At 54.9% G+C, this 519-nt stretch carries 1 protein-coding gene; it reads left to right on the top strand.

Going from position 1 to position 519, the window contains the following annotated elements; translation table 11 throughout:
• Positions 1–114: 114 nt before the first annotated feature.
• Positions 115–519 (top strand): ABC transporter permease subunit (locus E4T88_RS17270; protein WP_438503332.1); only part of this gene is annotated, 405 nt, incomplete at its 3' end.

Here is a 519-nt window from a genome sequence, read left to right as displayed (position 1 = left end):
TGCAAATAAAATTCCACAGTGCTCGTCTATTAATGCCCTCTTGATGTTTTTAAGTATCTCATTTTTTATACGACACACGTAATAATAAATTCCTCTGTCTAGTTTTTTTTTTTTTTGCTCGGCCTGCTCGGTGGCCTGGCGGCAATTCTGGATGTCGTTTACCACGTGCCGCTGCTGGCAAACCTGAGCGTGGTCGCGCTGTGCGGGCTGATGATCGGCCTGGCCAACGGCTATATGACCGCCTACCTGCGCATTCCGTCCTTCATTGTCGGGCTGGGCGGCATGCTGGCCTTTCGCGGCATTCTGCTGGGGATTACCGGCGGCACCACCGTCGCCCCGGTGTCGCCTTCGCTGGTATACGTAGGCCAAGGGTATTTGCCGCATGCTGTCGGTACAGGGCTTGGCGTAGTGTTGCTGGCGCTGACGCTGTTCCTGACCTGGAAACAACGGCGCAACAGAGCCCTGCACGGGTTGGCAGCCCACTCGATGGTTCGCGATGTGTTACGGGTGGTAATAATC

Source organism: Dysgonomonas mossii (genome assembly GCF_004569505.1).
GTDB lineage: Bacteria > Bacteroidota > Bacteroidia > Bacteroidales > Dysgonomonadaceae > Dysgonomonas.
This window is presented reverse-complemented; position numbering and strand designations above follow the sequence as displayed.